Below are 21,798 nucleotides of genomic sequence, written 5' to 3'. Positions count from 1 at the left end.
GTCCAGTATGAAAAGTACCACCTATGCGCTTATTGCTGTCGCCGCGATCGCGGCATTTGCCCTCCTGCGCGAACACTGGTCACATGTGGCAGGTTACTGGCCATATCTGTTATTGCTGGTCTGCCCGCTAATGCATCTTTTCCACGGCCACGGAGGGCATGGAGATCATCAACATCAAGGAAGTGAAAACGATAAAAAAAATTAATCCGGCAGACGGGGCCGCGTCGCGGCCCCGTTATCAGTCCAGGTATCGTTCGTAGTCTCTGGCATGCGCAAAGGCATGCTGTTCAAGTTTGTTATCAGCGGGTGCCGCTGCCCGGAACGCCAGTGAGTTAACAGGATTGTTATTGATGACCAGCTCGTAATGCAGATGAGGACCGGATGAACGTCCGCTGTTACCGGATAACGCAATAACGTCTCCCCGGGTAACCCTGGCCCCTTTAGTAACGAGTATTTTATTGAGGTGGAGATAGCGAGTTTTAACACCGGCTTTTCCCGTTACTTCAACAAAATATCCCATGGTACTGTTGTATTCGGCCCGGGTGATTTTTCCGTCGATGACGCTGACTATTTTCGTGTTCATGGGCATGGAATAATCAATGCCATTATGGGGACTCACTTTTCCCGATACCGGGTTAAGTCTTGCAGGATTGAAAGGCGAACTGAGTCTTGCTGTGGCCGGTAACGGATAATCGAGACTGCCTTTCCCGGAAGTATCGGAAAGGTTATAGAACTTTTTATCTGATATACGATACGCCGTGTAATTAAATGAACCGGACGTAAATTTATAGGCCACGACACGTGATTTTCCCGCTTTCTTTTGCAGTACGAGTTTTAATGATTCATTTTTTTTCAAATGCCGCAGATTAAACCGGGAAGGCAAGGAGCGCTGAAGAGTAGCGATCTCGTTCGATTCCAGCCCCGAGCGGGTGGCTGAAAGGTAGGCATTTTCTTTTACGACATCGGTAGAATACATTTACTGGAATTCGCCGTTAGCATGAACACTGCGGCGTATGCTAGGGGTTTTCAGGAGGCGTGTCATCTGTCAGTTAATCGGGAGCACCGTTGATGGTCGTCATTTTTGTAACATATCTTGTTTCCCGTTTGCTCCTGAAGCTCTGGGAACTGTATGACCAGCCCGACGGTGATGATTAACGGGACTGAAACAGGTTACGGCAGAGCAATATGGGGCTCATGTCCTGCTACGTAACCCGTCAGTAAAGCCCTGCTGCGCACCTGACGCTAAGCACTAACCCGCCTGCAGTTACCTGGTCGAATACAGCCCGCGAAGCTTTCTTGCCTGCGTCTGATGTGCTTCCGCACCGGCATTATTGACCTGCTCATGCACGAGAGCGGCTTTTTCTCCGGCATTCAGTTCGTTAAAAGAAGAAGACGAGGTCTTTGAATTTGCATCACTGCCGGACAGCATTTTTTTATGTTCCTCAATCATTTTCTGATGCGCATAGGACGCGCTGTTGTTCATAAATGAATGAGCAACAATGGCCCTTTCATGTTCATTCATTTCAGAGAATGAGGGCGTGTTGTTTTTATTAACCCTGTCCGGTAAGTTTTCATGCGTCGAGGAATTCACATGACTGACGGCTGAGGCATTATTAACAAATCGATGTGCTTCATGGGCAATATCACTGGACTGAGCAAAAGCTGCCCCACAAAATAAAGCTGTAAACGCAGTGGTCGTGATTAATATATTCATGTGTAATTACCTTCTGAGGTACATAAAAGATGTCCTTATGATCATATATAAAAATAATCAACCTGTGGGGAAGATGACGTAAATGTAATACAGCTATGTACATTACACGATTGTAATGAATTTGTTTCTTAAGGTGTGCTAGATTCATTTCATTGTAGTGGATGAACCAGTAATTTAATTTAAATCGGTTCTCGAATTCTGTCAGTAACCATACTTTAAATAAGGGAATGCGCATGCTGTTGAAAACGTCTCGACGAACTTTCCTGAAGGGGTTAACCCTCTCTGGCGTAGCCGGAAGTCTTGGCGTATGGAGTTTCAATGCGCGTTCCAGTCTGAGCCTGCCAGTTGCCGCATCCCTGCAGGGTACTCAGTTTGACCTGACCATTGGTGAAACGGCCGTCAATATCACGGGCAGTGAGCGTCAGGCCAAAACAATCAATGGAGGCCTGCCGGGGCCCGTTCTTCGCTGGAAAGAAGGTGACACCATTACCCTGAAGGTCAAAAACCGTCTTAATGAACAGACGTCCATTCACTGGCACGGCATTATTCTTCCGGCCAATATGGATGGTGTTCCGGGGCTGAGTTTTATGGGCATAGAGCCTGATGATACCTACGTTTACACCTTTAAGGTTAAGCAGAACGGGACTTACTGGTACCACAGCCATTCCGGTCTGCAGGAACAGGAGGGGGTATACGGTGCCATTATCATCGATGCCAGGGAGCCAGAACCGTTTGCTTACGATCGTGAGCATGTGGTCATGTTGTCTGACTGGACCGATGAAAATCCTCACAGCCTGCTGAAAAAATTAAAAAAACAGTCGGATTACTACAATTTCAATAAACCAACCGTTGGCTCTTTTTTCCGCGACGTGAATACCAGGGGGCTGTCAGCCACCATTGCCGATCGGAAAATGTGGGCTGAAATGAAAATGAATCCGACTGACCTCGCGGATGTCAGTGGCTACACCTACACCTATCTCATGAACGGGCAGGCCCCGCTGAAAAACTGGACCGGACTGTTCCGTCCCGGTGAAAAGATACGCTTACGGTTTATCAACGGCTCGGCAATGACCTATTTCGATATCCGTATCCCCGGGCTGAAAATGACGGTCGTGGCTGCAGATGGCCAGTATGTAAACCCGGTTACCGTTGACGAATTCAGGATTGCCGTTGCCGAAACCTATGATGTCATTGTGGAGCCTCAGGGTGAGGCCTATACCATCTTCGCACAATCCATGGACAGGACCGGTTACGCTCGAGGGACACTGGCCACGAGAGAGGGGTTAAGTGCTGCCGTTCCCCCCCTCGATCCCCGTCCTCTGTTGACCATGGAAGACATGGGTATGGGGGGAATGGGACATGATATGGCAGGAATGGACCACAGCCAGATGGGAGGCATGGATAACAGCGGAGAGATGATGTCTATGGACGGTGCTGACCTTCCGGATAGCGGGACATCCTCCGCGCCCATGGATCACAGCAGCATGGCCGGTATGGATCATTCCCGGATGGCCGGAATGCCGGGTATGCAAAGTCATCCTGCGTCAGAAACGGATAACCCACTGGTTGATATGCAGGCGATGAGCGTCTCTCCGAAATTAAATGATCCGGGTATTGGTCTTCGAAATAACGGAAGAAAGGTTCTCACGTACGCGGATTTGAAAAGCCGCTTTGAGGATCCTGACGGACGTGAACCTGGCCGTACCATAGAACTGCATTTAACCGGCCACATGGAAAAGTTTGCCTGGTCATTTAACGGAATCAAGTTTTCAGATGCCGCACCGGTGCTGCTGAAATACGGTGAGCGGCTCAGGATCACGCTGATCAACGATACCATGATGACTCACCCCATTCACCTGCATGGTATGTGGAGCGATCTGGAAGATGAAAACGGTAATTTCATGGTTCGTAAACACACAATAGATGTTCCCCCTGGTACAAAACGCAGTTACAGAGTGACAGCAGATGCGCTTGGCCGCTGGGCGTATCACTGCCATTTGCTCTATCACATGGAAATGGGAATGTTTCGTGAAGTCCGGGTGGAGGAATGATGCGAATGAAGAGAAATTTGAAGGCCATACCTGTTCTGGTCGCCGGTTTGTTTACCTCACAGCTTTCTATTGCGGCGGGCTCCGTCTCTGCAGATCCCCACGCCGGGCACGACATGTCTGCCATGCAGATGCCAGCAGATGAGAATTTCACTGAGATGACGTCAATGGAGCCCATTGTAACTGAGAGCAGAACGCCAATTCCGCCTGTTACCGATGCCGACCGGAAGGCTGCATTCGGCAATTTACAGGGGCATGCGATTCACGACAGTGCGATTAATTATCTGGTTCTGCTGGATCAACTGGAATGGCAACGGTCGGATAACACCAACAATTTCAGCTGGAGTGTTAACAGCTGGATTGGAGGCGACACAGATCGGATTTGGCTAAAGAGTGAAGGTGAACGAAGCAATGGGGAAACGGAGGCGGCTGAAGCGCAGTTACTCTGGGGACATGCGGTTGGCCCATGGTGGGATTTGGTTGCGGGTGTCAGGCAGGATTTCAGACCTGCTTCTGCCCGGACCTGGGCTGCTGTCGGTTTTCAGGGGCTGGCACTCTATAATTTTGAGTCTGAAATTTCGGGTTTTGTCAGTAATGGCGGAAAAGCAGCCCTTCGTCTGGGAGGAGAATACGACGTTTTACTGACTAACCGGCTCATACTCCAGCCATCCTATGAGGTGAATTTCTACAGTCAGGATGATGAATCGCGGGGTCGCGGCAGGGGACTGACTGACACAGAGCTGGGGCTCCGGCTGCGCTATGAAATACGCCGTGAGTTTGCACCCTATATAGGCGTTTCCTGGAATCAACTTTACGGGAAAACATCCGATATGGCGAAAAGAGAAGGTGAGAAAGACCATCAGGTAGTATTCCTGGCGGGAGCCAGAATCTGGTTTTAACGCACTGATATAAAACACTCAACTAAACAGGTAAATAAAATGTCGATTTTAAATAAAGCCATTCTTACAGGTGGCCTCGTTATGGGCGTTGCTTTCTCTGCTATGGCCCATCCGGAATTAAAAAGCTCTGTGCCACAGGCTGATTCAGCCGTAGCGGCCCCGGAAAAGATTCAGCTTAATTTCTCGGAAAATCTGACCGTGAAATTCTCAGGTGCAAAATTAACGATGACGGGTATGAAAGGCATGTCATCACATTCTCCGATGCCGGTCGCGGCAAAAGTGGCGCCAGGCGCTGACCCTAAATCGATGGTCATTATTCCGCGAGAGCCTTTACCCGCTGGCACTTATCGTGTTGACTGGCGCGCGGTTTCTTCAGATACGCACCCTATTACCGGTAATTACACCTTTACAGTGAAGTAATATTATGAACGACCTGATTATGATTGTTATTCGTTTTCTTCTTTATCTGGATTTGATGGTAATATTTGGATTGCCATTTTTTCAGATATATGGAATAAGCGGTGTCAGACATGAAACCTATAACCTGACTAATTTCAGGTCGTTTATAACCTTTGCTGTTGTTACAGGCATCATTCTTACTGGCATTAATATGCTCCTGGTATCTAATGCCATGAGTGGAGTAACTGACCTCAGAGAATTATCCATCCATGTTATCGAGATGGTGATAGAAGAAACTGATGTGGGTATTAGCTGGATTGTCAGGCTCTGTGCCCTGTTTACCACACTCGGTGCTTTGTTCCTTTACACTAATAAGAGAGTATTGTCCTGCCTGCTGATGACGATGAGTGGGGGCGTGGCGCTGGCTACACTTGCCTGGGGAGGACACGCCGTTATGCATGACGGTCTGCATTACTATCTCCATTTACTGAGCGATCTGACCCATCTCGGCGCTGCAGGTGCCTGGACAGGTGCTCTGGTTGCATTTGCTATCCTGCTGATGCGCAGAAACGAGCATAATGCACAGAGCGTCATTGTGATATCTGACTCCCTGGCAAAATTTGCCACGGCAGGAACGGTGATTGTTGTAGCCCTGATCCTGAGTGCGCTGGTCAACTATCTGTATATTGCTGAGGGTAACTTAACTCCCTTATTCAACAGTTCCTGGGGGAGGATATTGCTTGCCAAGACGGCTCTGTTTGTTCTGATGCTTCTTCTGGCTGCAGCAAACCGGTTTCACCTGGGTCCCCGGCTTGAAGTTATGGTCAGGGAAGGGAATTATGATCGCAGCGTTGCCCTGATGCGAAACAGCATCCTGACAGAATTCGTTGTTGCGATTATCATTCTGGGCGCCGTAGCGTGGCTCGGAATGCTTGCTCCGTCTCAGGTCAGCTAGGGGACAGCCAAAGCTCATGCGTGAGATTTTTACTTTCATATCAGCGAGTTGACCATGCAGCGTATTTTAATCGTTGAAGACGAACAAAAAACAGGTCGTTACCTGCAGCAGGGACTGGTTGAGGAAGGCTATCAGGCCGATCTCTTTAATAATGGCCGCGATGGTCTCGGGGCCGCGTCGAAGGGACAGTATGATTTGATAATACTGGACGTGATGCTGCCTTTCCTCGACGGGTGGCAAATCATCAGCGCACTGAGGGAGTCCGGGCACGAAGAACCGGTCCTGTTTTTAACCGCAAAGGACAACGTGCGGGACAAAGTGAAAGGACTGGAGCTTGGCGCAGATGACTACCTGATTAAGCCCTTTGATTTTACGGAGCTGGTTGCACGTGTAAGAACCCTACTGCGCCGGGCACGCTCGCAGGCCGCAACAGTCTGCACCATCGCCGATATGACCGTTGATATGGTGCGCCGGACCGTGATCCGTTCGGGGAAGAAGATCCATCTCACCGGTAAAGAATACGTTCTGCTTGAGTTGCTGCTGCAACGCACCGGAGAAGTGTTACCCAGGAGTCTTATCTCGTCCCTGGTCTGGAACATGAATTTTGACAGTGATACGAATGTGATTGATGTCGCCGTGAGACGTCTGAGAAGTAAAATTGATGATGACTTTGAGCCAAAACTGATCCATACCGTTCGCGGTGCCGGATATGTCCTGGAGATCAGAGAAGAGTGAGGTTCAAAATTTCCCTGACCACACGCCTGAGCCTGATTTTTTCTGCGGTGATGCTTACGGTATGGTGGTTATCAAGTTTTATCCTGATTAGCACCCTTAATGGCTATTTCGATAATCAGGACCGCGATTTTCTGACAGGTAAACTTCAGCTCACCGAAGAGTTTCTTAAAACAGAGACGTTCAGGAACAAAACGGATATTAAGTCATTATCAGAAAAAATAAACGATGCGATGGTGGGGCACAATGGCTTATTCATTTCTATAAAAAACATGGAAAATGAAAAAATTGTTGAACTCTATGCCAAAAATTCTGTTGTTCCAGCGGTCCTGCTTAATAAGTCGGGTGATATTCTCGACTATATGATCCAGACGGAAGAAAATAACACCGTGTACCGCAGTATCTCGCGGCGGGTTGCCGTGACGCCGGAACAGGGTAAAAGCAAACATGTCATCATTACGGTTGCCACGGATACTGGGTATCACACCCTGTTTATGGACAAACTCAGTACCTGGCTGTTCTGGTTCAATATCGGTCTGGTCTTTATTTCTGTTTTTCTGGGCTGGCTGACCACACGTATTGGTCTGAAACCGCTACGGGAAATGACCAGTCTGGCTTCCTCCATGACCGTACACAGCCTGGATCAGCGTCTAAATCCCGATCTGGCTCCGCCGGAAATCTCTGAGACCATGCAGGAGTTCAATAATATGTTTGATCGCCTGGAGGGGGCATTCCGGAAACTGTCAGATTTCTCGTCTGACATCGCGCATGAGCTGCGCACACCAGTCAGTAATCTGATGATGCAGACGCAGTTTGCACTGGCTAAGGAAAGGGATGTTTCGCATTACCGCGAAATTTTATTCGCTAACCTGGAAGAACTGAAAAGGTTGTCACGAATGACCAGTGACATGCTTTTTCTGGCACGTTCAGAGCATGGTCTGCTGCGGCTGGATAAACATGATGTGGATCTGGCAGCCGAACTGAATGAATTACGTGAGTTGTTCGAGCCCCTGGCAGACGAAACAGGAAAGACAATCACGGTTGAAGGAGAGGGCGTTGTTGCCGGAGACAGCGATATGCTCCGACGTGCTTTCAGTAACCTGCTTTCCAATGCAATCAAGTATTCTCCCGATAACACCTGTACAGCGATACACCTTGAGCGTGACAGTGACTGTGTGAACGTGATGATTACGAATACGATATCCGGCCAGGTTCCCGCTAATCTGGAACGTTTGTTTGACCGGTTCTATCGCGCAGACTCATCAAGGTTCTACAACACGGAAGGCGCGGGGCTGGGATTATCAATTACAAGGTCGATCATTCATGCTCACGGCGGCGAGCTGTCAGCAGAACAGCAGGGGCGGGAAATTGTGTTCAGTGTGCGTCTGTTAATGGATTAATACCGTTATTCAGGAGAAACCCGGAAGGTGACAAAAATGTCATCGTTCAGTCACGCGATAAACAGAGGCGGTTTTTTATAATCAGCCATAAATCAGGACAGCGTGATAATTCAATCGCCCGGTTCCTAGCATGATGATCAACCAGCCCTGAGATCAAATGCTTTCTCTGTTATAAGCATTGATTGTTCGGGTATGAAAACACCGGAGACCCAACCATGAAAAAGATCCTTGTATCCTTTATTGCCATGATGGCTGTCGCTTCATCTGCCTGGGCTGCAGAGACAATGAACATGCATGACCAGGTAAATAATGCCCAGGCGCCTGCCCATCAGATGCAATCATCCGCTGAAAAAAGTGCAGTTCAGGGGGAGAGCATGAAAATGATGGATATGAGCGGTCACGATCAGGCCGCAATGTCCCATGAAATGATGCAAAACGGCAATTCTGCTGCCCATCAGGACATGGCTGAAATGCATAAAAAAATGATGAAATCCAAGCCAGCAGCTTCTAACGAAACAGCAAAATCATTTTCCGAAATGAACGAGCATGAGAAAGCCGCTGTTGTGCATGAGAAGGCGAATAATGGTCAATCTTCCGTTATTCATCAGCAGCAGGCTGAAAAGCATCGCAGCCAGATCACCCAGAATTAACCCGCAGCTCCACTTGTTAGACCCTCATTTGACGCCGAAGTCACTGGCTTACGCTCCCGTCCGGGAGCGTTTTTTTAACTCTCTCATAAATTTTCAACTGTCAAGGGAATGGCATTCATCTGACCAACGGGTGATGCTGCCAACTTACTGATTTAGTGTATGATGGTGTTTTTGAGGTGCTCCAGTGGCTTCTGTTTCTATCAGCTGTCCCTCCTGTTCAGCTACTGACGGGGTGGTGCGTAACGGCAAAAGCACTGCCGGACATCAGCGCTATCTCTGCTCTCACTGCCGTAAAACATGGCAACTGCAGTTCACTTACACCGCTTCTCAACCCGGTACGCACCAGAAAATCATTGATATGGCCATGAATGGCGTTGGATGCCGGGCAACCGCCCGCATTATGGGCGTTGGCCTCAACACGATTTTCCGCCATTTAAAAAACTCAGGCCGCAGTCGGTAACCTCGCGCATACAGCCGGGCAGTGACGTCATCGTCTGCGCGGAAATGGACGAACAGTGGGGATACGTCGGGGCTAAATCGCGCCAGCGCTGGCTGTTTTACGCGTATGACAGGCTCCGGAAGACGGTTGTTGCGCACGTATTCGGTGAACGCACTATGGCGACGCTGGGGCGTCTTATGAGCCTGCTGTCACCCTTTGACGTGGTGATATGGATGACGGATGGCTGGCCGCTGTATGAATCCCGCCTGAAGGGAAAGCTGCACGTAATCAGCAAGCGATATACGCAGCGAATTGAGCGGCATAACCTGAATCTGAGGCAGCACCTGGCACGGCTGGGACGGAAGTCGCTGTCGTTCTCAAAATCGGTGGAGCTGCATGACAAAGTCATCGGGCATTATGGAAGGTGCGAACAAGTTCCTGATATGAGATCATCATATTCATCCGGAGCGCATCCCAGAGGGACATCATGAGCCATCAACTCACCTTCGCCGATAGTGAATTCAGCACTAAGCGCCGTCAGACCCGAAAAGAGATTTTCCTCTCCCGCATGGAGCAGATTCTGCCATGGCAGAATATGACCGCTGTCATCGAGCCGTTTTATCCCAAGGCGGGCAATGGCCGACGGCCCTATCCGCTGGAGACCATGCTGCGTATTCACTGCATGCAGCATTGGTACAACCTGAGCGACGGTGCCATGGAAGATGCCCTGTACGAAATCGCCTCCATGCGCCTGTTTGCCCGATTATCCCTGGATAGCGCCCTGCCGGATCGCACCACCATCATGAATTTCCGCCACCTGCTCGAGCAGCATCAACTGGCCCGTCAATTGTTCAAGACCATCAATCGCTGGCTGGCCGAAGCAGGCGTCATGATGACCCAAGGCACTTTGGTGGATGCCACCATCATTGAGGCACCCAGCTCTACCAAGAACAAAGAGCAGCAACGCGATCCGGAGATGCATCAGACCAAGAAAGGCAATCAGTGGCACTTTGGCATGAAGGCCCACATTGGTGTCGATGCCAAGAGTGGCCTGACCCACAGCCTAGTCACCACCGCGGCCAACGAGCATGACCTCAATCAGCTGGGTAATCTGCTTCATGGAGAGGAGCAATTTGTCTCAGCCGATGCCGGCTACCAAGGAGCGCCACAGCGCGAGGAGCTGGCCGAGGTGGATGTGGACTGGCTGATCGCCGAGCGTCCCGGCAGGGTAAAAACCTTGAAGCAGCATCCGCGCAAGAACAAAACGGCCATCAACATCGAATACATGAAAGCCAGCATCCGTGCCAGGGGGGAGCACCCGTTTCGCATCATCAAGCGGCAGTTCGGCTTCGTGAAAGCCAGATACAAGGGGCTGCTGAAAAACGATAACCAACTGGCGATGTTATTCACCCTGGCCAACCTGTTTCGGGTGGACCAAATGATACGTCAGTGGGAGAGATCTCAGTAAAAACCGGAAATAACGCCAGAAATGGTGGAAAAAATAGCCTAAATAGGCTGATTCGATGTGTTTGCGGGAAAAAAATCGGCCCAGATCCGCGAAATTTTAATCAGCGAGTCAGCTTGGGAAGAAATGACCTGCTTATTCGCACCTTCCTTAGTTAGGATATAAGTCAGCGAAAATGTATAAATAATCTTAGCCGTAGGCTAGGGACTGTTATTAAAAAAAGTTAATGACAATATTGTGCCAGTTCGTCAGTTGACATGTTCACTATTTGCTCTGAAAATAGACAGGCTTACTTGTTGCTACATGCAACCAGCTAATGCTCCGGCAGTCTGAGAGGAGCGCCTTCGGGTGACTAGCAGCTAACGTTTCACCGGTCTGAGAGAAACACCTTCGGGTGACCGGAAAATCCTCGCAGCCTGAGAGAGGATACCTTCGGGTGGTAAATCCGTTTAACCTCTGGAAACGGATATCGCTGAACAGTGATTGAGGTCATTTCAACTTATCAGACAGTCAGAATGTTGTTTTTTCTGACTCCCCGACGGGAAACACTTCCCGGTCGGGCAGGTGTTTCCTTTTTTTATGGAGAAACACCATGTCTGTCATCTCTTTTGCGGTTTTCCCTGAACATCTCCTTACTCAGCTTCAGCAGTCTGCTGACGCAGCTGTCCGGAGATTGAAATCTTTCATTTATCTGCATCGCAACAGCAGCTGGTATGTCAACGGTTCGGGCAATTATGCCGTCCGTGCGCACATCACTTCTGTCAAAGACCAGGGCGTTAACGTCTTTCTTACCGTTCGTACAGGTTGCCACCGCGCCGAGTATGTTTTTCACCGCCTGCCGGTTTCCTTTCCTGAGGGAATAACAGGTCGTCGAAACGCATACCGCCATGCTTGCCGTCAGGCACAGCATCTGGCACACCTGCGCTACCGTTTTCTTTCCGGAGGGCATTCTCATGACTGAAGCACTGCACGATGTCACTTTCCGTATTCTGTCGATGTCTGAGACGCGACGGGATGTATGTCCCGCTCAGTATGGCCCCGTAAGTGGTGTTTTCATCCGGGCGAAATCCTCAGAGATAACGTCTCCTGTGGCGAACAGGTTTTTGTCGCACCGCTCGGTGATTGTGATCCGGCTGACCCCGAACTCTGTGTATGGTGTCAGTATTACGGATATTCTCCCCGGGTGGAGGCTGGCGACATACTGGATGGCGTGGCCGTTTCGGGCATAAATTCCGTAGATCCACTGTCGGTAGCTGCGTTGAAAAGCCTGCGCTTTAATCCTGAATATGTGTATCAGGAGCAATCTGATTCATATGCACTGAACTGATCGGTTGATGAACGCCGGTCAAAAAATGTTGTGGACCCTGACGGGGATATCTCTCCGTCGGAGGGAATATCCCGTTATTTACCTGAGGATATACCCATGCACACAGACGTTTATACGCTTAAAACTCCACTGGACACGCTCAGCTGGCTTTGCCTGCTTGAGAGTGAACTTCTGAGCATAAGGGCATTCCAGCGTCTCGATCTTCATACGGACCGGGATGAACCGAATGAACTGACGTTTCTGGAAGATTCCATCATTGGCACCGGCACAGCTTATGGCTGGTTTGTCTTTTTACTCGGGGAAGGCGATATTCCGCCTTTGCCTGATACGTCTAAAAATTTGCTCTTCACGCTGGACGAGCTGGGAAAAGAAATTAACCGGCCCTTCTGGGAGAAGGCCGTGGATGAAGGTATCCAGGATGCCCGGTGTGATCGGGCTATAGCGGCTCTCGAACGGATGTAACCAGCAGAAAGAACACACCCTGACGGGGATTTACTCCCGTCCGGGGGATAAATCCCCCCTTTTTTATTCGCGGAGGATTTATCGATGAAAAACCTGTTTTCTTCGCCGGCTTCCATGTCGGTTGTCTACACCATCGAGCACGTCAGCACGGTTCCGTTGCGACACTGGCATGCTTTCGTTCTGGCCGTCACAGAAACTTTCTGGCAACTGCCGGTGCGTCTGCGTCCGGGGAATACGTATCTGCCGTCGCTTAATCGCGCGGCTGACCTCTTTCCGGTTGCTGATGTCATGGCGTTTTGTGGCGACACAGGCGGCAGTGTCTGGCCGGTCAACATGACGATTGAGCGTGAGCGCAACCGCAATACGCTGAGTATCCAGGAGCTGGATTTTCAGCATCAGCCCTGCGATTTCTTTGCACGCATTGTGATGGTCCTGCTGCATAACCTGTGTCCGGGCAGCTTTCGGATACATTCTTCTGACGAAGGCCGCAGCTGGGCGTTACCGTTACGCTGGATTGAGCGACATCTCGGCCTGCCTGAGCAGCCGACGCTGACCGCGCCTCAGCCGGTACTGAAAACGCCGGTGCGTGGTGACGCGTTTGATTCCCTGCTGCTGCAGCTGCTCTGCGGTGGTGAGCGTGTGCTGAGCAACGACGACTGGAATGCGTTTACGGAGGCTGAATTTCAGCTGTATGAACTGAAGCGGGTCGCGGAAAAAACTGACGCGCTGTAAACAGTACTGACTTTAACCCCGTCGGGAGAGATCACTCCGGACGGGGCGGCTCTCCCGTTTTTAAAGGAGAGCCCCATGCTTTTTTTCGACAACAAAGACCTGACGAACGTCCTGCTGGCCGCCCGCATGCAGGGAGGTCAGCTTCACCTGGCAAAGGATGAGGGTGTTTATCTTATGCCGGCCACCGGTGCCTGGCAGGGCAACGATCCGGTGCCGCGTATTGCGTATGCCACAGGGTGTCACCCTCAGAAAAATGAGGACTGGTACGACACGGCACGCCTGCTTGCCGGCGGCGATGATTTCATTGAATCACTGTCGATAAGCGACGCGGTAGCCACCTCTGTACTGTCCGGCAGGACGGACCTGAGGATCCTGATTACCGACACACAGATACAGGTGCTCACCGCAGCGACTGACCGGGTGAAAGTCGCGCAGTACCGCCAGAAAGCCGATCAGCTTCTGGCGAGTGCAGTCTGTCACTTCAATGCCTGTGTCGGGCCTGATGAACTCTGCCGCTGGCGTGAAAACGCCGTGCGTCTGCTAAAGCAGGCGGCCTTCATCAGTTGTAAGCGGGCGAAGCCTGAAGATCATCAAACCTTTCTGAACGCCTGTGGCAGGCTGCAGGCCAGGTTATCGCAGGTGACCCCGCAGGGGGCGCTGCGAATAACCGGACGTTAACTCACCCCGGCAGGGACTTTTCCTGCCGGAAAGGTTCCTGCCTCTTTCTGAACCGAAGGAGGCCCGTATGGGACTGGATATTTTTCTCTACAGCCAGCACAGGCAGATCGTCGCAGTACCGGCACCGTATCATCCGGTGTATGAACTGAGCCGCGATTTTTCACTGATTACCTGGGTGGATAAGCATGTCGGTGAGGTGGAAAACGCGACCTGTCTGGAACTGTCACGCGAGCATATTCAGCAACTGAAAGAGAGGCTGGACTGTGCGATTGCGACATTTACAGAGGGGAATGAGGATAATCAGCTTCTTCAGCGCCGGCTGCAGTACGTTTTCACCCTGCGTGACAGGCTGGAAAGCCTGCTCAGTGATTTTGACTTTGAACATGAATACCTGTGGTTTTATGCCGCATGGTAACTGACTTCTGAATTTCCCGTCGACGGGCGTATCTCTGCGCCCGCCGGCGCAGGGGTATGCCTCTGATTAAAGGTATATCTCATGAAAAAAACGACTTCACACAAGGCGGCCCGCCGTCCGGCAAAACATACTGACCTTTATCGTCAGATCACCGACCGCATTGTTGTCGCTCTGGAAAACGGCGTCGCGCCCTGGCGTAAGCCGTGGCGCGCGGCTGCCGGCATCGGTCTGGCCGGTCTGCCCCTAAATGCCACAACCGGACGTCACTACAGCGGCGTGAATGTCCTGCTTCTCTGGATGTCAGCGGAAGAGCAGGGTTTTCGCAATAACCGCTGGATGACTTACCGGCAGGCGCAGCAGGCTGGCGGGCAGGTGCGTAAGGGTGAGAAAGCCACCCTGGCGGTGGTTTATAAGGACTGGACGAAGCAGGCGGAGGATCGCGAAGGCAACCGCCTTTATGACAGTGACGGTAAACCGCTGATGGAAACCGTGCCGATGCTTAAACCCCTGCAGCTGTTCAACGCTGAGCAGTGTGAGGGGTTGCCGGCAGAGGTTGCGGCTTCACCTGAGCAACCGCCGACGGTGGATGAGGACGGCATACTCAGCCCGGACGTGATGAACAGGGTGATCCGGATGTTTAACGCCACAGGGGTTAAACACCGGATGCTGCCTCAGAACCGGGCTTATTACCGTCCGCTGACGGATGAAATTGTGATGCCGGTGGCTGAGCAGTTTTTTACGGAGGCGGACTGCTGGTCCACGCTGCTGCATGAACTGGTACACAGTACCGGTCATGCGAAGCGACTTAACCGGGAGGGGATAACCTCCTCATCCCGCAAGTTCGGGGACCCGGTGTATGCCTTTGAGGAGCTCATCGCCGAAATGGGCAGTGCGTTTTTGTGTGCCCAACTCGGGGTATTCGGTGAGGTTCAGCACGACAGCTATGTGGACCACTGGCTGAAGGTGCTGAAATCTGACAAAAAGGCCCTGTTCCGCGCCTGCCGGCATGCCCGGGAAGCGTCGGAATATCTACTGGCACTGCCTGAAAGTCAGGCTGTGGCGGCGTAATTAACTTATCCGGTGGCGGTTATTCCGTAACTGTCGCCCTCCCGTGAGGACACCGCTCCTCACGGGGCTGTGTCCTCTTTTTTTTATGAAAGAGGAGTATTCACTATGTCCGAATGGTGTCATAACCGCCTGGAAATCACCGGTAAATCCGTCTGCATTGATGTCATGCTGCAGTGGATAAACGGAACTGACGTACCGCGTCACCGCCACGCAGTGCAGCAGAGCATACAGCTTTTTCTGGCTGGCGCGGCGGGGATACTCAAGCCGGTGCGCACAACGTCGTATCCGCCCTGTCAGGGGCTGGTCCGTGCAGGCACAGGGCTTTCCACTGCGGCCAATCAGGCGTTTGAAAGCTGGCTGGCGCTCCTGCTGAAGGATGCCATCCTCGATGCGGAAACCATCCGGGCCATTGACCGGCTGTATCACCAGTCAGGTCTGGGCGCGCTGAAATGGGAGAATATTCCCGACCCGGCACGTGAGGTTATGGCGGAGCTGATTGCCAGGCAATACACCGACTGGTTTGGTCTGGTCAGCGCCGGCGATGAGTCTGATGCCGCAACTGCCTGGGAGCGGCTCAGCCAGTATCCTGAACGCTCCCAGCCCTGCGATATGCTGGCCGTCATACCTACGCGGCTGGCAGCAGAGCTGAACGGTTCCGGAGGGCTGATGTCAGGCGTATCGACCACAACCAGCCTCTACTGCCGGCAGTACGGCATGGAGTGGCCTGCCGGGCACAATGTCAACTGGCAGCGGCATTCGCCAAACAGTCTTACGCTGCAGATGGATACGCCCTGGCTTCCGCCGTCAGGTGAGGTTGTCGGGGAAATTTCTGCGGTATTTGACTGCGAGGTGCGTCACAGCTACAGCGAGCCCGTGAGCGGGCTCAGCGGTTACGACTGCTATGACGGCGGCGAACATGTCGACGGACACAAAGGTGCGGCCGGCGCGTCTCAGCCCGGTCAGGTGCTTTATCTCGTCAGCGATGAGCCGGCGTTATCGACTCAGGAAGCAGCATCTTATCGTGAGGTCCGGGGGTAAAAGCCTGTTCCTCCGTTAACCCAGCCACGGCAATGCCGTGGCTTTTTACCCTCAGGGGACACGTCCCCTGGTCAGGGTGCGTGTTCCCTTTTTTTATGGAGAAGACGCATGCCTGGCATGATTAACCACGAAAAAGCCTTTGTTAAGTTGTTCAGTCAGACGGCCCGGTATCATCACCGGTTTAAAGTGTTTGAAGACTTCATCAGCTGCAGCGTCATCGCGCTGGAAAACCGGCTTCACTTCAGTGAAGCGCAGGAGCAAAAGTATCTGCGTATAGTCGGTGGATACGAAAAGGAGGACGTCACGCGCATGGCGCAGCTGCTGGCCCACGTTGTTAACGGGCTGGGTGAAGCGCCCGGGGACTTCCTTGGCCGCGTCTTTATGCAGCTGGAGCTGGGTGACAAATACAGGGGGCAGTTTTTCACGCCCTGGGACGTGGCCAGAATGATGGCGGCCATGCAGCTGGGCGACACTGAAGCGTTGTTCCGTGACAAACCCTTCATCACCCTGAGTGAACCTGCGTGCGGTGCCGGCTGCATGGTGCTGGCATTTGCTGATGTTCTGCAAAAGGCGGGGTGGCCACCGCACCGGTATCTGTGGGTATCCGCGACAGATATCGATCCGCTTGCGGCCGGAATGGCTTACATACAGCTGTCCCTGTGCGGGATTGCCGGCGAAGTGGTGGTAGGTAATACCCTGGCGAATGAACGACGCCGGATACTCTATACCCCCGGGCACTATCTCGGCGGCTGGCCTGTTCGTCTGGATCCACGGTACTTGCAGGCGGCATAATCACATCCACACGCTCCCGCCCGGGAGCGTTTTTTATTTCTGAAGCACGGTATCTGGTTTTTTATCGTAGTGAACTCTTCCCGCTGTCAGGCTGTTTTTTTTCACATCTGCTGCTGCGGGAGAACACAGTGACCTGGAAAACAACAGCCGAACAAAACGCCATCATCGAATGGAAGGGTAATCATCTTGTGGTAAATGCGTTTGCAGGCACAGGCAAAACCTCCACGTTAGTGAACTACGCTGAAGCCAACCCGGAAAGTAAGATGCTTTACCTTGCCTATAATCGCGCTGTGCGGGATGAGGCTGAACGCAAATTCCCCTATAACGTAGAGTGTAAAACGTCGCATCAGCTGGCATGGGCCCGTTTCGGCAGGCATTTCCGTGACCGGCTGACAGCCAGTCTGCGCATTACGGATGTGGCCCGCAAGCTCAATACCCGCCACTGGCCGCTGGCGCGGCTGGCGCTAAGCGGGCTGAACATGTTCCTCTGCAGTGCAGATACTGAGCCGGGGCTGATACATCTGCCGTCTGAGGATGATCGCCACGGTCTCGATGCCGGTAAAATTCTGGGGGCAATCCAAATCCTCTGGTATGAAATGAGCCGTACTGATTCAACCTTTCCCGTCACGCACGACACCTACCTTAAACTTTTCCAGCTTTCACATCCTGATTTATCAACACGCTGGGATACCATCCTTTTCGATGAGGCGCAGGACGCTAACCCGGTGACCAGTGCGTTTGTACTGAATCAGCCCTGCCGGGTCATCCTGGTCGGCGACCGCTACCAGCAGATTTACCGCTTTCGCGGGGCGGATAACGCGCTCAATGCCCCTCAGCTGGCGCAGGCAGACAAATTGTGGCTGACGGCGAGTTTTCGTTTTGGCCCTGAGGTCGCGCGTATGGCCAACATCCTGCTGGACCGTGCCGGTGAAGATAAACAGGTAACAGGCAACGGGGGGGAAGACAGTGTGGTGACCCGAATTCCGGAGGGAACTGAGCACATTGCTGTACTGAGCCGGACGGTATCCGGTGTGATTGGGAGTGCTTTAACGGCAAGTCTCATGGAGAAAAAGGTCTTCTGGGTCGGCGGGATTGAAGGCTACAAGACCGAAGAGCTTGAGGATCTGTACTGGTTCTCCGCCGATATGCCTGAAAAGATGCAGTCCCCGCGCTTCAGCCGGGACTACCGGGATTTTGACGAGTACTGCTCGATAGCCAAAGCCACGCAGGACGTGGAGATGAACCAGGCTATTCGCCTGCTCGATGACTTTTTCCCGCTCCCTCAAAAGCTGGCCATTATGCGCCGTCAGGTCGTCACTCATGAAAAAGAGGCTCAGGTCACGGTTTCAACCGCACACCGCAGCAAGGGGCTCGAATGGCCGGTGGTGATGCTGAGTGAGGATTTTACCGACATTACCGACCCGCTTCTTTCGCAGGATGAGCGGCAGGATGAGACCAACCTGCTGTACGTGGCTGTCACCCGGGCCAGAAGAACGCTCGTGCTTAACGAGTTGATGCGCTGGCTGAGCGATGAAGGCGGGAAAAACCGCGAGACGACGTACGAAACCGTACCGTCCGGAAATGGAGAGAGTGCCGACAGCCACGAAGAAACGGGAAAAACTTCTGAGAATGAGTAACTGGTTTTTTATGGTGAAGCGCGGGGAGTGTCACAACACTGGGCAGCCCTATACCAGGAGAAAATCATGCGCGACAGAATCAGGACTCTGAGGTTTCTGTTTTCAAAAGGTGAACCGGAACCAGCACGTCATGTATCCGCTTTCACACCTGCCGGCTACCACGCTCCGCGTACGGTCGATACGCTGTGCTGTAGCCCGTTGAGAAAAACCTGCCTGCAACAAATATGGGAAAACAGCTCACTTCCGGCGGATGTTTATCACCGGTTTTATATAACGCCACTGCATGGCTTACTGGCCAGGGTACAGAATGTGCCGGCAACACAGCAGGGAAGGTGGTCGCAGTCAGACGGCTTCGGGGACCTTACGCTGCAGTTCACAACCTGTGCGGTCAGACTGGCCAAAGGATACATGTTTCCACCCGGAGCTGCGCCAGAAGAGCAGGCAGAGCAAAACGTGATGTGGAATACGGTCATTTTCTGGTCTGCACTGTTCTGGCATTTGCCGCTCCTGGCGTCTCTGGAGGGGGAGCTGCTTGATGGTAAAAGCTGGCTTCCGGGAATAACCGTTCCGGACTCGCCTTATCGATTTCGCTTCCGGGAAGCTGACAACTCCTCAGCTTTTGCAGCGCTGGCAGCCGGACAACTTATGCCAGCGGAAGCGACAGGCTGGCTGGCAGAAAATCCCGAAGCTCTGGGCAATCTTGCCGGGGCCTTATGGAACCAGCATCCGGCAATGCCGTTGATCCGAAGCCTGATGAAACAAGCAGCTGAGAAAACAGAGTCTCCTCTGATGGAGAGGAAACCTGCGGAAATTTTAGGTTCTTATGCAGGTGAAATTCCAGTAAATACAGCCCTTTCAAATGAGGGGGGCGCTACGGTTTTACCTACAGATATGTTATCTGAACAAACAGCTCTGAGCGGGGCAACTGATCCATCTTCCCCTGAGATCTTTACACTTGCCACAGGTATTGATAACCCCACTCAGCTTAGTGATTCACCAGTTAAAAGCCGTGAAGAAAACGAAGCAGAAAGTGTTTTAAGCGAAATCGAAAAAAGTACTGGCTCTGACTCTCTGCCCTCTGAAGATGATGCTGATGCTCTCCTTTCTCTTTTCGACATGTCAGGAGATGCTAAAGCTTCAGAAAATGAAGGTGAGGTACAGGCAGGCGTGTCCGTTGTGATTGCAGAGGAACAGCAATCGTCAGAACCCCTTGAAAAGATAGAAGACCCCGCAAATGAAAAGGAACCGTCTGCAAAAGGAAACTCGGACTATTCTCAGGTTGCAATTGTTAACAAATGTGATGAAAGATCAGATTCCGTACCCGTAGCAGTCTCCGGTACTGACGTAGCGGAAGGAGAACAGTTTTTTGACTGGCTCCGGGAGGGACTCAATCGGGGAGATATTAGTTTTAATGGTAAAGCAGACAAAATCCATGTTATTGCCGGCTATGTCTTTTTACCCGTCCCCGGTATCTTTTTCGACTACCTTAAGGCCACTGGTTCGACTATTCAACGGGAAAGCATTCAGGCTTCTTTTGAGCGACTTAACCTGCATAAGCGTCGTGATAACAGGAGATTTTATTTTGCTCAGCTTTACGATACACCCGACAAGTCCGGGAGGTTCAAACGGGTAAAAGGCTACCTGGTGAAAAGCAGGCGGGTATACAGAAAGACCATCCCTCAGGACAGTCAGTTCATTTTGTTCCCCTGACCACAACGTCGGTCTGACATCTGGTGCGTTACTGTTACTAAGAGAGGAATGGAAAAAATGAACGAAAATAGTGCTGACTGGCTCTGGCAGGAACTTATGGATGAGTACTTTTTCTGTAAATCGCTGCGCGAAGATACCGAGTGGAGTTATAAGAAGGTTGTTCGTGGTTTCAGGAAGCATATCGGGGAAGCCTGTCCGCCTTACGGCATAACCAGTCGCGATGTGCTTGAGTGGCGAAGGCATGTGCTCAAGAAGCAGTGCCTTTCTGCACATACCTGGAACAATAAGGTCAGCCATATGCGTGCCCTGTATAATTTTGCCATCACTTCTCAACTGACGAACTTAAGTAAAAATCCCTTCAATGGCGTATCGGTCAAACAGGACAAGAAGCGTAAAAAAACGCTAACAAAAAACCAGATGACAAAAATCTGGCTAACTATGCAGCAATTTGCTTCTGAGCCCAGAACCGAATCTAAATGCGCTCTGAGGCCAGTATGGTACTGGCTGACTGTCCTGGACACCTTGCGTTACACTGGTATGCGGCAAAATCAACTGCTCCATATACGTCTAAAAGATGTGTCTCTTGACGATGGGTGGATTGAATTAAGAGCGGAAGGCAGTAAAACGTACCGGGAATGGCGGGTTCCCGTTGTCAGTCATTTACGACCGAGACTGGAAGCATTGCTTCAGCGTGCAAGGGACTGCGGTGCCGGCAATAATGATGCGCTTTTTCACTATGAGCGGTTTGTCTCTTCGCCTGCAGAAAGGGCGTCTCTTTCGGAAAAACCATCGCTGCAACCGTTACGCTCTTTTTTTCGTAGACTGTCAAAAGAGTGCGGATTTGATGTTTCTCCCCACCGGTTCAGGCACACCCTTGCCACGACACTGATGAGCTCGCCTGAACGAAACCTGCAGCTGGTTAAGGGATTGCTGGGGCACCGCAACGTGAGTACAACAATGGAATATGTTGATATCAGTATGGATATTGTGAGCCAGGCGCTGGAAAAGGAAATGGCACTTTACACCGATAAGGCTGAAGAGATGTTTTACAATGGTTGACATTCAGTCACGTCATTGTAATTATTCACAGTGATCGAGAAAAGGGAGCCTGTGTCAGCAGGCTCCCTAATCGAGAGGGTAACTTCTTGATGTATGCTGATGTGAGGATCAACATCAACAAGTACCACTCCCGTTAAACGCCCGTCAGTTTTCTCACCTCTGACCAGCGTGCTTCGAAT

At 51.6% G+C, this 21,798-nt stretch carries 23 protein-coding genes; 21 read left to right on the top strand and 2 right to left on the bottom strand.

Annotated elements, in window-relative coordinates; all coding sequences use genetic code 11:
* Positions 1 to 7: 7 nt before the first annotated feature.
* Positions 8 to 205, top strand: coding sequence for a DUF2933 domain-containing protein (locus NBA72_RS13640; RefSeq protein WP_000843497.1), 198 nt, complete (start codon positions 8 to 10; stop codon positions 203 to 205).
* A 33-nt stretch (positions 206 to 238) separates the two neighbouring features.
* On the opposite strand, the gene NBA72_RS13635 is transcribed toward NBA72_RS13640, so the two are convergent.
* Together NBA72_RS13635 and NBA72_RS13630 are read right to left on the bottom strand one after the other, a co-directional pair.
* The gene (locus NBA72_RS13635) at positions 239 to 976 is read right to left on the bottom strand and encodes a peptidoglycan DD-metalloendopeptidase family protein (RefSeq protein ID WP_042949231.1); all 738 of its coding nucleotides are present in this window, start codon (positions 974 to 976) and stop codon (positions 239 to 241) included.
* A gap of 288 nt (positions 977 to 1,264) precedes the next feature.
* Complete coding sequence (locus NBA72_RS13630; RefSeq protein WP_001023257.1) at positions 1,265 to 1,714, bottom strand: copper resistance protein; 450 nt, start codon at positions 1,712 to 1,714, stop codon at positions 1,265 to 1,267.
* 233 nt (positions 1,715 to 1,947) lie between these two features.
* Between NBA72_RS13630 and pcoA the strand changes: the two genes are divergently transcribed.
* From pcoA to NBA72_RS13530, 20 genes are all read left to right on the top strand, one after another.
* Positions 1,948 to 3,765, top strand: a complete 1,818-nt coding sequence (gene pcoA, locus NBA72_RS13625; RefSeq protein WP_000925242.1) for a multicopper oxidase PcoA — start codon at positions 1,948 to 1,950, stop codon at positions 3,763 to 3,765.
* A gap of 5 nt (positions 3,766 to 3,770) precedes the next feature.
* Positions 3,771 to 4,661 (top strand): copper resistance outer membrane transporter PcoB, encoded by an 891-nt coding sequence (pcoB, locus tag NBA72_RS13620; RefSeq protein WP_006785895.1) that lies wholly within the window; start codon positions 3,771 to 3,773, stop codon positions 4,659 to 4,661.
* Between the two features lie 39 nt (positions 4,662 to 4,700).
* The gene (gene pcoC / locus NBA72_RS13615; protein ID WP_000025662.1) at positions 4,701 to 5,081 is read left to right on the top strand and encodes a copper resistance system metallochaperone PcoC; all 381 of its coding nucleotides are present in this window, start codon (positions 4,701 to 4,703) and stop codon (positions 5,079 to 5,081) included.
* 55 nt (positions 5,082 to 5,136) lie between these two features.
* Complete coding sequence (pcoD, locus tag NBA72_RS13610; protein WP_229692861.1) at positions 5,137 to 6,015, top strand: copper resistance inner membrane protein PcoD; 879 nt, start codon at positions 5,137 to 5,139, stop codon at positions 6,013 to 6,015.
* 54 nt (positions 6,016 to 6,069) lie between these two features.
* On the top strand, positions 6,070 to 6,750 hold the full coding sequence (gene pcoR, locus NBA72_RS13605; RefSeq protein WP_001188930.1) for a copper response regulator transcription factor PcoR: 681 nt from the start codon (positions 6,070 to 6,072) through the stop codon (positions 6,748 to 6,750).
* Positions 6,747 to 8,147 carry a copper resistance membrane spanning protein PcoS gene (gene pcoS / locus NBA72_RS13600; protein ID WP_006785898.1) on the top strand — a complete coding sequence of 467 codons (1,401 nt, stop codon included), beginning with the start codon at positions 6,747 to 6,749 and terminating at the stop codon, positions 8,145 to 8,147. The genes pcoR and pcoS overlap by 4 nt, the downstream gene beginning before the upstream one ends.
* Positions 8,148 to 8,362: 215 nt before the next feature.
* Positions 8,363 to 8,797, top strand: a complete 435-nt coding sequence (pcoE, locus tag NBA72_RS13595; RefSeq protein ID WP_004388336.1) for a copper resistance system metallochaperone PcoE — start codon at positions 8,363 to 8,365, stop codon at positions 8,795 to 8,797.
* A gap of 184 nt (positions 8,798 to 8,981) precedes the next feature.
* Positions 8,982 to 9,727 (top strand): IS1-like element IS1B family transposase gene (locus tag NBA72_RS13590; protein ID WP_223151193.1). Its coding sequence is split into 2 segments (ribosomal slippage): positions 8,982 to 9,231 and positions 9,231 to 9,727, totalling 747 coding nucleotides; the frame shifts between segments, so codons are not numbered across the junction.
* On the top strand, positions 9,724 to 10,704 hold the full coding sequence (locus NBA72_RS13585) for an IS5-like element ISKpn26 family transposase (RefSeq protein ID WP_020899206.1): 981 nt from the start codon (positions 9,724 to 9,726) through the stop codon (positions 10,702 to 10,704). The genes NBA72_RS13590 and NBA72_RS13585 overlap by 4 nt, the downstream gene beginning before the upstream one ends.
* Positions 10,705 to 11,293: 589 nt before the next feature.
* Complete coding sequence (locus NBA72_RS13580) at positions 11,294 to 11,662, top strand: hypothetical protein (RefSeq protein ID WP_154283625.1); 369 nt, start codon at positions 11,294 to 11,296, stop codon at positions 11,660 to 11,662.
* 462 nt (positions 11,663 to 12,124) lie between these two features.
* Positions 12,125 to 12,490, top strand: a complete 366-nt coding sequence (locus tag NBA72_RS13575) for a hypothetical protein (protein WP_006781400.1) — start codon at positions 12,125 to 12,127, stop codon at positions 12,488 to 12,490.
* A gap of 84 nt (positions 12,491 to 12,574) precedes the next feature.
* Complete coding sequence (locus NBA72_RS13570; protein ID WP_006781402.1) at positions 12,575 to 13,222, top strand: hypothetical protein; 648 nt, start codon at positions 12,575 to 12,577, stop codon at positions 13,220 to 13,222.
* Between the two features lie 75 nt (positions 13,223 to 13,297).
* The gene (locus NBA72_RS13565) at positions 13,298 to 13,900 is read left to right on the top strand and encodes a DUF3085 domain-containing protein (protein WP_006781404.1); all 603 of its coding nucleotides are present in this window, start codon (positions 13,298 to 13,300) and stop codon (positions 13,898 to 13,900) included.
* Between the two features lie 67 nt (positions 13,901 to 13,967).
* Positions 13,968 to 14,315 carry a hypothetical protein gene (locus tag NBA72_RS13560; protein ID WP_006781405.1) on the top strand — a complete coding sequence of 116 codons (348 nt, stop codon included), beginning with the start codon at positions 13,968 to 13,970 and terminating at the stop codon, positions 14,313 to 14,315.
* Positions 14,316 to 14,396: 81 nt separating this feature from the next.
* Positions 14,397 to 15,383: an ArdC family protein gene (locus tag NBA72_RS13555; RefSeq protein ID WP_006781408.1), complete on the top strand. Its 987-nt coding sequence runs from the start codon at positions 14,397 to 14,399 to the stop codon at positions 15,381 to 15,383.
* 105 nt (positions 15,384 to 15,488) lie between these two features.
* On the top strand, positions 15,489 to 16,421 hold the full coding sequence (locus NBA72_RS13550; RefSeq protein ID WP_006781409.1) for a DUF1281 domain-containing protein: 933 nt from the start codon (positions 15,489 to 15,491) through the stop codon (positions 16,419 to 16,421).
* A gap of 108 nt (positions 16,422 to 16,529) precedes the next feature.
* Positions 16,530 to 17,213, top strand: coding sequence for an N-6 DNA methylase (locus tag NBA72_RS13545; RefSeq protein WP_006781411.1), 684 nt, complete (start codon positions 16,530 to 16,532; stop codon positions 17,211 to 17,213).
* A gap of 128 nt (positions 17,214 to 17,341) precedes the next feature.
* Positions 17,342 to 18,850, top strand: a complete 1,509-nt coding sequence (locus tag NBA72_RS13540) for a UvrD-helicase domain-containing protein (RefSeq protein ID WP_006781413.1) — start codon at positions 17,342 to 17,344, stop codon at positions 18,848 to 18,850.
* Positions 18,851 to 18,916: 66 nt separating this feature from the next.
* Entirely contained in the window at positions 18,917 to 20,560 is a 1,644-nt protein-coding gene (locus tag NBA72_RS13535; RefSeq protein ID WP_006781415.1) for a conjugal transfer nickase/helicase domain-containing protein, read from the top strand.
* A 57-nt stretch (positions 20,561 to 20,617) separates the two neighbouring features.
* A complete protein-coding gene (locus NBA72_RS13530) occupies positions 20,618 to 21,619 on the top strand; it encodes a tyrosine-type recombinase/integrase (RefSeq protein ID WP_006781417.1) in 1,002 nt (333 codons plus the stop codon).
* Positions 21,620 to 21,798 lie beyond the last annotated feature (179 nt).

Source organism: Salmonella sp. NW1250 (assembly GCF_051812965.1).
Taxonomy (GTDB): Bacteria; Pseudomonadota; Gammaproteobacteria; order Enterobacterales; family Enterobacteriaceae; genus Salmonella; species Salmonella enterica.
This window is presented reverse-complemented; position numbering and strand designations above follow the sequence as displayed.